Genomic DNA, 10,714 nt, shown 5'->3' on the forward strand with positions numbered 1-10,714 from the left:
CGCAGTCGATCCCACCCGGGGCGGTGCCATCTGGCGCCTGCGTGACGGGCTGGGCGCGGCCATCCCCGGCGAGGTTGGCAATGCGCAGCTGTTGCAGGATCTGACAACCGCATTGACCGCGCCGCGCACCGCTGCCAGCGCCAGTTTCGCGACGGCGGCCCGATCCTCCAGCGGGCTGGCGGCGGATTTCCTGTCGTCGATCGGGGCGGATCGGTTGCATGCGGAAAACCTGCTGGCCTCGTCCAGCGCGCAGAATGACACCCTGAAACAGATGGAGCTGGAGAACGGCGTCGACACGGACCATGAGATGCAGAAACTCCTTCTGATCGAACAAGCCTATGCCGCCAACGCCCGCGTGATCGCGACAGTGGACGAAATGATCAAGCAACTCCTGTCGATGTGAGGACGCAAAGATGAGCAATCTGACAATCGGTGACATGGTCGGCACCTTCCAGACCCAGCGCCTGACCCGGCAGCTGAAGGCCGAGCTGACCCGTCTTTCGACCGAGCTGACCACAGGCGTGCGGGAAAATACGGCCTCGAAGATGACCGGGGATTTCGGGCCTATCGCGGGGATCGAACGGACGCTCAAGGCTTTGGATGCCTATCGCACGGCCACTTCGGAGGCGGCGATAGTAACCGACACCGTGCAGCTGTCCCTGGAATATATCCAGACCACAAACCAGGAGCTGGTTCCGGGCCTGTTGCAAGCCAGTTCTGCACGCAATTCTACCTTGATCCAGACCTCGGCGATCGATGCAGAGCAGAAGTTTGCCTCGGTCGTGTCGCATCTGAACACCCGCCTGGCCGACCGCACCCTGATGGCAGGTGCTGCCACCGATGGCCCCGCCCTGGCTGGTGCCGACACGATCATGGCTGCCTTGGTCGCGGGCACGTCCGGGGCGACGACGGCGGCGGATGTGTCGACCGCCGTGGATGCCTGGTTCGACGCGCCCGGCGGTGGCTTTGAAACTCTGGGCTACTTGGGGTCGACCTCTGGCATGGGATTGACCCGCATCGGCGATGGGGATCTGGTCCGCCAACCGGTACGCGCCGATGATCAGGCCCTGCGTGATGTGATGAAGTCCTATGCCAAGTCTGCGCTGATTGCCGAAGGGGTTCTGACCGGAGATGTGGATGAACAGGCCGCCCTGACCAAGATTGCCGCCGAAGGACTTCTGACTGCGGACGGGGCCCTGACCACCCTCAGGGCCCAGGTTGGAGCGCAACAGGCCCGGATCGAGGATATTTCGGTTCAGAACGCGGCCGAGCGATCAGCGCTGGAGATCGCGCGTGCCGACTTGATCGGCGCCGACCCCTATGACACCGCCACCGAGCTTGAAGCGGTCTATGGCCAGATCGAAACGCTCTACACCGTCACCGCGCGCATCGCGCAGCTCAATTTCACGGACTACATGTGATGATGAAGCCGCTTCTTACCCTCCTGTGGACCCTGTTCCTGGCGCTTCCGCTCCATGCGGGACCGGTCCGGATCAAGGATCTTGTCGAATTCGATGGTGTGCGTGGAAATGACCTGATCGGCTATGGTCTTGTGGTCGGGCTGAATGGCACCGGCGACGGCATCCGAAATGCGCCCTTTACCGAAGACATCATGGCCAACATCCTGGAGCGTCTTGGCGTGAACGTGACTGGCGAACAGTTTCGACCAAAGAATGTTGCGGCTGTTTTTGTGACGGCAAGCCTGCCGCCCTTTGCCCGGGCAGGGTCGAAGATCGACATCACGGTTTCGGCCATAGGTGACGCGAAAAGCCTGCTGGGGGGCACGTTGGTGATGACCCCGCTCAATGCAGCCGATGGGCAGATCTACGCAGTGGCACAGGGCACGGTGATTGCTGGCGGGGCTTCGTCCGAGGGTGACGGGGCAAGCGTGGTCCAGGGTGTACCAACCGCTGGTGTAGTGCCGAACGGCGCGCGGGTAGAACGGGAGATCGACTTTGATTTTACCCAGTTGGACTCGATCCGCCTGGCTTTGCGCACCCCTGATTTCACCACGGCGGAGCGGATCGAGGATGCGATCAATCGTAGCTTTGGCCGTGTGGTCTCGCGGATGCTGGACAGTGGCACGGTCCTGTTGGACATCAAGGCAACGCAGGCCCTGTCGCCTGCCCACGCCATCGGCGAGATCGAAAACCTGCGGGTCGACCCCGAACGCAAGGCGCGGGTGGTGGTGGACCAGCGCTCGGGCACTATCGTAATGGGCGCAGATGTCCGCATCAGCCGGGTCGCCGTGTCCCAGGGAAACCTGACGTTGCGCATCCAGGAACAGCCCCTGGTGGTGCAGCCCAATCCGTTCTCGCAGGGTACGCCTATCGTTGTGCCACGCACCGAAGTCGGCATCGAAGAAGAGCCGGGCGTCAATCTGGCCGAAGTGCCCGTGGGGACGGACCTGTCCGAAGTGATAGCGGGGCTGAACGCGCTGGGCGTGTCGCCCCGCGGCATGATCGACATCTTGAAAAGCATCAAAGCAGCAGGCGCGCTCCATGCGGAGTTCATCGTACGCTGAGGTGGACAACAGGATGACAAGGCCAGGGTGTCGTTATGGACGGTCCTGCCCTCGCAAATCCGGGGGGTGTCGCGCGGAGGTTTCGCCATTCTTGCCGCCTTGGCCGAATAGGACCGCTTGGCGTGCCACCAGTCGGGATCTCACACTAGGCGGGGGACCAGGGACCAGGGACCGGGGTATTTCCCGCGCCCGAGGACTGGCTGGCCGGAGGTCAGAAGTAGCTGCGGACCAGGGCGCCCGAGACCAGGCTCCACCCGTCAGCCACCACGAAGAAGGCCAGTTTGAACGGTAGCGAAACGATCGCAGGAGGGACCATCATCATGCCCATGGACATGAGAATCGCCGCGACCACGAGGTCGATGATGAGAAAGGGAAGGAACAGCAGGAAACCGATCTGGAAGGCCCGTTCGATTTCCGACAACAAGAAAGAGGGCACCAGCAGGGACAAGGGGGCCTCGGCTTCCGGGGTCGCGCCAAGCGTGGCCTCGCGCAAACTGGCCAGGTTCTGGAAAGTGTCAGCGTCGACCCGTGCGGCCATGAAGACCCGGAACGGGTCCAGCGCTGCCATAAACGCAGGTTCCAGCTCCATGTTACCTTCGGAAAAGGGTCCGGCACCACGCGCCCAGGCTTCGGTAAAGACCGGTTCCATCACGAAGTAGGTCAGAAACAGGGCCAGGCTGATGATCAGCATGTTGGGTGGGGACTGCTGCAACCCGATTGCCTGGCGCAGGATCGACAGAACTGTCACGATAAAGGGGAAGCAGGTGATCATAATCGCCAGGCCGGGCACCAGACTCAATATCGTGACCAGCACGAGCAGCTGGATCGAGCGTGTGGCGAGCGAACCGTCATCGCCCAGAGAAATGGAAATGTCTTGCGCCACTGCCGGACTGGCTGCCAGGATCATGGTTAACGCGATGGTCGTGAGCAGGCCCTGGATAAGCGTGAAACGAAGCATGATCAGAGGCCCGATTTCAGGTCGGCCACTTCGGTCAGGCGCACAGCCAACTGCCCATCGGGCGCGCCGTCGACTTCCTCCAGTTCGCCGCGGGCGATCAACTTGTCGCCGATATAGAGCTCCACCGGGTCCGCGACTTTCTTGTCCAGGGGGAGGACCGAATCCGCCTTGAGTTTCAGCAGGTCGCGCACAGTCGGGCGCGCCTTGCCGACCGAGATGGTGATTTCGATTGGCACCTGGGTGAACGGGTTCGAAGGGCCGTTTTTATCGGCTTGGGTCATATCATCCATTCTGGAACGCTTTCTCGTTGAGTTCGTAGAGACCGTTAATCGCATTGCCGATTCGGTCGACAGCCCCGGTCAGGTCGAGGTGCTTTTCGGATTTGCCGGAGCGCAGAAAGACTTGACCCTCCGCCAAGCTGTCTTCTTCCCGCAGAACGAAGGGCACGCTGGACGCCTCTGACAGCAGAGTTTCAAGCGCGGGGCGGCTGGTTGGGCAGATGACGACCTCGATCGGGGTGTCGGCAGCGTCTGATGCCAGCGGCAGCAGCTCCTCGATAATCGTCTGGCCCACAGTTTGCGAGATGATCTGCGGCAGGACCTTTTCGACCATGCCGGTAAGAAGCGGTTCCAGCGCATGCATCACATGGCTGCGCGCCTCGTGAAAGGTAAAGCCGAGGTCCTGCAGGTTGCGCGCAAACTCGGCGCCGATGCGGCTCTGACCTTCGCTGTCGGCGCGGGTGGCGTCATCCCACCCGGCCTGGTAGCCCGATTCGTAGCCCTCGAGCCTGACCTTCTCGAACTCCTCGACCGGGACGGTCGGTGTTGGCGACGGCGGAGGCGCTGCGGCAGCGGGCTTCGGGTTGGCCGAGCTGGAACTCAGGTCGGCAGCGTCGAATTCTTCGAGAGGGAACACAGGTTTCATTGCGCCGGTTCCTCTTCATCTTCCATCCAGCCACGCAGGATTTCGACCATTTCGCCCTGTCGTTCCGCGATCAGGGCGCGTAGGCGCACGACCGGGTCCGCAGACTCGCCGTTCAGGGCGGGCAGATCGTTGTCGGCGAAGTCGATATCGGACACCACGGCCATCTCCGGAGGGGAAAATCCACCGTCGTCGATTTCGCCGGTCAGCGGCGGCAGGTCGGGGATCGCGTTGGGATCAGGGAAACCCGCAGCTGGGCCGGGTTGCGTGAGGGGCAGGCCAGTCGGGGCCGGGCCGGGTAGGGCACCAGTTGAAGCGTCGGCCAAGGCGGGGGCTTCGGCGCCGGATCCGAAGATCGGTCGCAGCACGAACAGGCCCAGAACAAGGGCAACCAGGGCCAGGACGGCAAGCCTGATCAAGGACATTATGTCCAGGTTCAGGCGCGAAATCACTCCACTCGTCGCTTCACTGCCGTCGGCAACGATCGGTTCGAATTCCATGGTTTTCAGGGTCAAGCTGTCGCCGCGAGCCTCAGTGAAGCCAACGGCGGAGGCGACCAGCTCACGCAATGCGGTCAATTCTTCTTCGGGGCGCGGCTCCCAGACCGGGTTTCCATCTGCATCCACGGTGCGGATGCCATCCACCAAAACCGCCACGCTAATGCGCCTGACCGTGCCCGGCGCGCGCAGGATTTCACGCGTTGTCTCGGACACTTCGTAATTCACCCGCTCACGCGTTTCGGAATTCGAGGAAGAGGAGGCGCCGTCACCGCCTGCGGCCTCGCCCGACGGCAAGTTCGAAGCGACTGACACGCCGCCACTACGGGTGTCGCGGGCGGAGTTGCTGGTTTCCTCGGTTTCGGTCGAGATGGCGACGCGGCTATCAGGATCAAAACTGCGCTCCAGGATCGACTCGCGCTCGGTCGAGGTTTCCACGGTCACTTCGACCACGGCATTGCCATAGCCCACCCGGGCCTCCAGCAGACGTTCGACGTTGTGTTTCAGTTCCTCGGCACGATCTCCGCCGTCCGCGGAGCCCGCCGCGACATCGTCGCCAGACATGATCAGGCCGCCACGTGAATCGATGATCGACACATTTTCCGGCGACAGGCCCGTGACTGCTGAAGCCACAAGGAATTTCAAAGCCTTGGCGTGCTGCGCGGACAAAGTTCCGCTCGGTGTTGCGACGGTTACTGAAGCCGTTGGATCAACCCTTTGCCGAAAGCCCTGGGGCGCGGGGTTCGCGATATGCACGCGGGCCTGTTGGATCAGCGGTGAGGCCACGATCGTGCGCGCCAATTCGCCCTCCTTCGCGCGCCAATAGGCCGCATCGAACATTTGGGACGTCGTGCCAAAGCCGGACATGCCGTCGAGTAGCTCGTAACCTTTCGAGGAGTTCGTCGGAAGCCCTTCGCTGGCCAGAGTCATGCGCAGTTCATCACGCCGGGCACCTTCGACGAAGATGGTGCCGCTGCGGATTTCATATTGGGCTCCGCGTGCCTCCAGCGCTTTCACGACCTCGCCGGCAGGCCCCGATTCGAGCCCCGCATAAAGAAGCGACATCGACGGCTGGCTGGCCATGCGGGACAGGCCCAGTACAGCGGCGAACATCGCCACGGTGGCAAGGACCACAATCATCCTTTTGCGCATGTCCAGCGCGGACCAGATGTTCAGGATCTGCTGCAAGACGGAACTCCTTCTGCGAGCGGGCTTCTGCCCCCGTCGTTGCAATCGTTTTCCCAGATCGCCCTTAACAATCGGTTAGTAAGCGCCGGGCTATAAGGATTCGACGCAAAAAAATGGTGACGCCATGGCGGAGGCTGAAAATCCGGTTGAAGGTGATGAAGAGGCACCGAAAAAGAAGTCCAGGAAGGGCTTGCTGATCGGGGTGATGCTCGCGCTCCTGTTGGGCGGTGGCGGGTTCTTTGCGGTCTATGCGGGCATGATTCTGAAGCCTGAATCCGAAGCAGGCACCGCCGAATTCGTGCCGGAGGAAGAGGTTGTCACCCTGCCGCCCGTGGCCTTTGTCGAGATCGATCCGCTGGTGATCTCGCTGGGCAATGGCTCCGGCAGCAGGCATTTGCGGTTCCGGGCCTCACTGGAGGTCGAGCCGCAGTTTCGGGAAGATGTGACCAGGCTGATCCCACGCGTACTGGATGTGCTGAACTCCTATCTGCGTGCGGTGGAGATGCGGGATATCGAGGATCCATCGGCCCTGTTGATGCTACGGGCGCAGATGCTGCGGCGCATCCAGCTGGTGACGGGGGAAGGGCGTGTGCGTGACCTCCTGATCATGGAATTCGTTCTGAACTAGGAAAGGAAATGCCGATGCTGGACATGATTGCAGACACGCTTCTGGTGGCCGGCGCTGCCGGTGCCGCAATCTATTGCCTGGTGCTGAGCCGCCGTCTGAAGAAGTTCAACAATCTTCAGGATGGCATGGGCGGTGCGGTTGCCGTGCTGTCGGCTCAGGTGGACGATATGACCAGAACGATGGAAAAGGCGCGCAAGGCTGCCGGGAACAGTTCGCGCGAGTTGACCGATCTGACCGAACGGGCCGAAGACGTATCACGCAAACTGGAGCTGATGCTGGCCTCCATGCATGATCTTTCCGAGCTCTCCGAGCCAGCCACCGACGGTTTGCAGGAGAGCGAGGAACCTCTGTTTCTGAGCCAGCGCAACCGGCTGGAGGCAGCGCAATGAGCAAGCAGTTGAAACCGCGCCGACGTCGCGCAACACGTGGCGTTCTCTGGGTCGTTGCGGTGATGCTGGGCCTTTCGGCCCTGTTGCGACTGGGTGGTCCGGTGGGTCATGCCGTCGCCGGAGAAGTCATGGCCCTGGCTGAGGCGGAGCCCGAATTGACCGGGGTTCCCGCCCCGGTGCCGGATCCGAACCTGGCGATCCTGCTTGAGCAGTTGCGGGAGCGCGAGGCGCGTCTGGCCGATCGAGAGGCCGCGTTGGAAACCCGATTGCAGGCGCTTGCCGTGGCCGAAGAGCAGATTTCCAGAAATCTCGAAGCGCTGACCAGCGCCGAGGAGGAGCTGGCCGCCACCATGGCCCTGGCGGATTCGGCGGCCGAAGAGGACCTGACCCGCCTGACCGCTGTTTACGAGAATATGAAACCCAAGGAAGCCGCCCCTCTGTTCGAGGCGATGGACCCGCAATTTGCCGCCGGTTTCCTGGCGCGGATGCGTCCGGACGCGGCGGCCGCGGTCCTGTCGGGGCTGGATCCAAAGACCGCCTATGCGATCAGCGTCATCCTCGCCGGCCGCAATGCCGCAGTGCCGACGAACTAAGCCGGTGATCAGGGTTTCTTAACCTTGCTCTGGCAGGTTGGCGGCAAGGACAAGCGGAGGCTACGGTATGATCGGTTTCGTCGGTATCGCGATGATTTTCGTAATGGTGTTCGGCGGTTATCTTGCTGCAGGCGGCAAGATGGGGATCATTCTGAAGTCGCTGCCCTTCGAATTCACCATGATCGGCGGGGCGGCGGCCGGGGCTTTTGTGATTTCCAACGACCTCGGCGCGATCAAGCATACGGTCAAGGATGTCGGCAAGGTGTTCAAGGGGCCCAAGTGGAAACCTGACGACTACAAAGACCTGCTCTGCCTGCTGTTCGAACTGATTCGTCAGGCGCGGCAAAACGCTGTGGCGCTCGAGGAACACATCGAGACACCCGAAGACAGTCTGATCTTTCAGAAGTATCCGAAAATCCTTACCGACCGTGAGGCGATCGACTTGATTTGCGACACACTGCGCTCAGCTTCGATGAACTATGATGACCCACACCAGGTCGAAGAGGTGCTGGAAAAACGCATGGAGGCGAACCTGCACCACGCAATGCACTCCTCTCATGCGCTGCAAACTGTTGCGGATGGCCTTCCGGCACTGGGCATTGTGGCAGCGGTCCTGGGGGTCATCAAGACCATGGGCTCGATCGACCAGCCGCCGGAAATTCTGGGCAAGCTGATCGGCGGTGCGTTGGTCGGGACCTTCCTTGGCGTGTTCCTGGCCTACGGGCTGGTCGGACCCTTTGCGTCCAAGGTTAAGACTGTCACCGAGGAGGACGCCCATTTCTACCAGTTGATCCGCGAGGTCTTGGTTGCCAATCTCTACAACCATTCGACCAACATTTGCATTGAGGTGGGGCGTCAGAACACGCCCAGTCACATCCGCCCCAGTTTCTCGGACCTCGAAGACGCCCTGAAGGACGTGAAGAAGGACGCCGCATGATCGCACGAACTGCACTCCTCTGCCTGTGGCTTCTGCCTGGCGTGAGTTGGGCCCAGGTCGTGACCCTCCGATCCGGGGAGCACGCGGATTTTTCGCGCCTGGTTCTGCAATTCGATACACGCGTGGCATGGCGCTTCGGGCGTGTCGACGGTGGATACGAAATCCGGGTGGATGCGCCTGAAATGCAGTTCGATACGCGCGGCGTGTTTGACCTGATCCCGAGAACCCGGATCGTTGCGTTGGAAGACCGGGGAAACGGACGCCTGTTCATTTCATCCAATTGCCCGTGTTACGGTGATGCCTTCGACCTCCGCGCAAGTGAGGTGGTCCTGGACATCAAGGATGGTCCGGCGCCACGTGCGAACAGTCCTTTCAACCAAGAACTGAATGACGTCGAGGCGCAGGCGGAACCCGCCTTCGGTAACGCGACGGTTTCTGCGGCCGCTGAGGCCCCGCTGGATGTCCCCGCGCCGGAGGCAACTCCACCCGGCCCCGATTCCCGCGCGGTACGGTTTGGACTTCCCATCACGTTCAGCTACCAAACACCCCTGCCGCACCCAGGCCTCTCACCGGACAGGGACAAGCGATCCGCCGTCGTCGACCTTGTGACCGACTTTATCGAAAACGAACCGGTTCTCCCGCAAGCGTCAAAGGTTGCTGCGCCGGCGCAAGACCGTGTTTCCGAGACTGAAGAAGAGCTTTTGCTCCAGATCGGCCGTGCCGCAGCCCAAGGGCTGCTCGATGCGGACCTGCAAGCCACTGAGGCAGCCGTCGAGGTGGCGTTGAACCCGGCTCCGGATCCCGGCCGCGAAGGGGTACCACAACCCTTTCCTGTTCCGCCACAGGATCCTATCGGGCACATGCAGATTCAGACTGTGATCGACCGGGACATGGACGCCGCAACCCCTGATAGGCCGGCGACAACCCGTGATGGTCTGGCCTGCCTGCCGGCCGAGTATTTCGATCTGGCGAACTGGGGGCGCCCTCCGAATGACGGGGCGGTCCTTTCCACGCATAGAGCCGGATTGCTGGGCGAATTCGATCAGGCAAACCCGGACCATGTCCTCGGTCTTGTGCGAAACTATATCTACCTGACCTTTGGCGCCGAGGCGATCGCCGTCCTACGACGTTTCGGGGCCGAGGTTCAGCGCCCGGATCTGCTGGTCATGATGGGGGAGATCATGGATTCCGGGGAAAGCACCAATCCCGCGGCCATATCCGACCAGATGGCTTGTTCCGGGCCTGTCGCGCTCTGGGCCACGCTGGCGCAACCCAGCCTGTCCCCAGCGGCGGATATCGACCGGAGTTCGGTGATCAAGTCCTTCTCCGACTTGCCCCTGCATTTACGCCGCCATCTGGGACCGGGCCTGGCGCAGAGCTTCCTGGATATAGGGGATGTCTCGACCGCTAACGCCTTGCGCGATGCCGTGGCTCGGGCACCCGGTAGACATGGGGCAGGGTTCGACCTCCTTGAGGCCGGTCTGGACAGATCGAACGGGGATGCCGAACGGGCAAATGCCCGGCTGGAAGAAATCATTCGTGAAGATGATCCGCTTGCACCGGACGCTCTGTTGCAGCTTGTAGGCGCGCGTATGGAAGCGGGACAACCTGTCGAAGACAGGTGGCGCAGGCTCCTGACCTCCATGGCCTACGAACATCGGGGAACGAAAACGGGGGAGGCACTTCTGACCACCGCCCTGCGGGCTGAATTGTATTCAGCCCGATTTGACCGGGCCCTCGTCCTTCTGGGGGAAGCGGCAGAAACCTATGGGGCGGAGACGGTCGAAGTGGTTAAGCTGCGTGAAGCTTTCCTGATGGAATTGGTTGAAAATGCTGAGGATACGGCGTTTCTTATGCATGCGATATCGGAAAGCAGCCGTATTTCACTGATGCCCTCGCCGGTCCGTCAGGCCGTTGCCGGGCGTTTTCTGGACCTTGGATTTGCTGCCCCCGCACGTGCCGTCCTGTCCAATTCACATGAGGTTTCGGGGCCGAAAGATCGTCTTCTCTTCGCACAGATAGCGCTTTTGGAGGGCAAGCCGGGCGTTGCCATGGGGTATCTTGCCGGGCTTGAGGGGG

The 10,714-nt window shown here is 61.7% G+C and carries 12 protein-coding genes; 8 read left to right on the forward strand and 4 right to left on the reverse strand.

The genetic code is table 11. The features are described from left to right. The 3 genes from Q1V43_RS06815 to Q1V43_RS06825 form a co-directional block, all read left to right on the forward strand. The coding region (locus tag Q1V43_RS06815; protein WP_300515651.1) for a flagellar basal body rod C-terminal domain-containing protein at positions 1 to 403 on the forward strand (403 nt) is incomplete at its 5' end. 10 nt (positions 404 to 413) lie between these two features. Continuing rightward, the gene (locus Q1V43_RS06820) at positions 414 to 1,421 is read left to right on the forward strand and encodes a flagellin (protein WP_300515654.1); all 1,008 of its coding nucleotides are present in this window, start codon (positions 414 to 416) and stop codon (positions 1,419 to 1,421) included. Positions 1,422 to 1,423: 2 nt separating this feature from the next. After that, positions 1,424 to 2,524: a flagellar basal body P-ring protein FlgI gene (locus tag Q1V43_RS06825; protein ID WP_300515677.1), complete on the forward strand. Its 1,101-nt coding sequence runs from the start codon at positions 1,424 to 1,426 to the stop codon at positions 2,522 to 2,524. Positions 2,525 to 2,735: 211 nt separating this feature from the next. On the opposite strand, the gene fliP is transcribed toward Q1V43_RS06825, so the two are convergent. Genes fliP through fliF form a run of 4 tightly spaced genes read right to left on the reverse strand, consistent with a single transcriptional unit; the run spans position 2,736 to position 6,088 of the window. Beyond that, positions 2,736 to 3,431 carry a flagellar type III secretion system pore protein FliP gene (fliP, locus tag Q1V43_RS06830; protein WP_300515657.1) on the reverse strand — a complete coding sequence of 232 codons (696 nt, stop codon included), beginning with the start codon at positions 3,429 to 3,431 and terminating at the stop codon, positions 2,736 to 2,738. Between the two features lie 53 nt (positions 3,432 to 3,484). Beyond that, positions 3,485 to 3,763: a FliM/FliN family flagellar motor C-terminal domain-containing protein gene (locus tag Q1V43_RS06835; RefSeq protein ID WP_300515680.1), complete on the reverse strand. Its 279-nt coding sequence runs from the start codon at positions 3,761 to 3,763 to the stop codon at positions 3,485 to 3,487. Between the two features lies 1 nt (position 3,764). Then, entirely contained in the window at positions 3,765 to 4,406 is a 642-nt protein-coding gene (locus Q1V43_RS06840; protein ID WP_300515660.1) for a flagellar biosynthesis protein, read from the reverse strand. Next, positions 4,403 to 6,088, reverse strand: a complete 1,686-nt coding sequence (gene fliF / locus Q1V43_RS06845) for a flagellar basal-body MS-ring/collar protein FliF (protein ID WP_300515663.1) — start codon at positions 6,086 to 6,088, stop codon at positions 4,403 to 4,405. Before fliF ends, Q1V43_RS06840 begins: the two co-directional genes overlap by 4 nt. A gap of 124 nt (positions 6,089 to 6,212) precedes the next feature. Between fliF and Q1V43_RS06850 the strand changes: the two genes are divergently transcribed. The 5 genes from Q1V43_RS06850 to Q1V43_RS06870 all read left to right on the forward strand — a co-directional run. Next, entirely contained in the window at positions 6,213 to 6,716 is a 504-nt protein-coding gene (locus Q1V43_RS06850) for a flagellar basal body-associated FliL family protein (protein ID WP_300515666.1), read from the forward strand. A 17-nt stretch (positions 6,717 to 6,733) separates the two neighbouring features. Continuing rightward, a complete protein-coding gene (locus Q1V43_RS06855) occupies positions 6,734 to 7,105 on the forward strand; it encodes a DUF6468 domain-containing protein (RefSeq protein WP_300515683.1) in 372 nt (123 codons plus the stop codon). After that, positions 7,102 to 7,698, forward strand: a complete 597-nt coding sequence (locus tag Q1V43_RS06860) for a hypothetical protein (protein WP_300515669.1) — start codon at positions 7,102 to 7,104, stop codon at positions 7,696 to 7,698. Before Q1V43_RS06855 ends, Q1V43_RS06860 begins: the two co-directional genes overlap by 4 nt. A 67-nt stretch (positions 7,699 to 7,765) precedes the next feature. Beyond that, a complete protein-coding gene (gene motA / locus Q1V43_RS06865) occupies positions 7,766 to 8,635 on the forward strand; it encodes a flagellar motor stator protein MotA (RefSeq protein ID WP_300515672.1) in 870 nt (289 codons plus the stop codon). Further along, the coding region (locus Q1V43_RS06870; RefSeq protein ID WP_300515675.1) for a hypothetical protein at positions 8,632 to 10,714 on the forward strand (2,083 nt) is incomplete at its 3' end. The genes motA and Q1V43_RS06870, both read left to right, overlap by 4 nt.

Origin of the sequence: Aliiroseovarius sp. (genome assembly GCF_030148435.1) — a bacterium.
Lineage (GTDB): Bacteria > Pseudomonadota > Alphaproteobacteria > Rhodobacterales > Rhodobacteraceae > JASBTN01.

What these genes read in the sequence shown, in the direction of transcription:
- motA (WP_300515672.1), top strand. Translation starts at nt 7,766, where the DNA reads ATGATCGGTTTCGTCGGTATCGCGATGATTTTCGTAATGGTGTTCGGC.
- Q1V43_RS06850 (WP_300515666.1), top strand. Translation starts at nt 6,213, where the DNA reads ATGGCGGAGGCTGAAAATCCGGTTGAAGGTGATGAAGAGGCACCGAAA.
- Q1V43_RS06860 (WP_300515669.1), top strand. Translation starts at nt 7,102, where the DNA reads ATGAGCAAGCAGTTGAAACCGCGCCGACGTCGCGCAACACGTGGCGTT.
- Q1V43_RS06825 (WP_300515677.1), top strand. Translation starts at nt 1,424, where the DNA reads ATGAAGCCGCTTCTTACCCTCCTGTGGACCCTGTTCCTGGCGCTTCCG.
- fliP (WP_300515657.1), bottom strand. Translation starts at nt 3,431, where the DNA reads ATGATCCTGGCAGCCAGTCCGGCAGTGGCGCAAGACATTTCCATTTCT.
- Q1V43_RS06820 (WP_300515654.1), top strand. Translation starts at nt 414, where the DNA reads ATGAGCAATCTGACAATCGGTGACATGGTCGGCACCTTCCAGACCCAG.
- Q1V43_RS06835 (WP_300515680.1), bottom strand. Translation starts at nt 3,763, where the DNA reads ATGACCCAAGCCGATAAAAACGGCCCTTCGAACCCGTTCACCCAGGTG.
- Q1V43_RS06840 (WP_300515660.1), bottom strand. Translation starts at nt 4,406, where the DNA reads ATGAAACCTGTGTTCCCTCTCGAAGAATTCGACGCTGCCGACCTGAGT.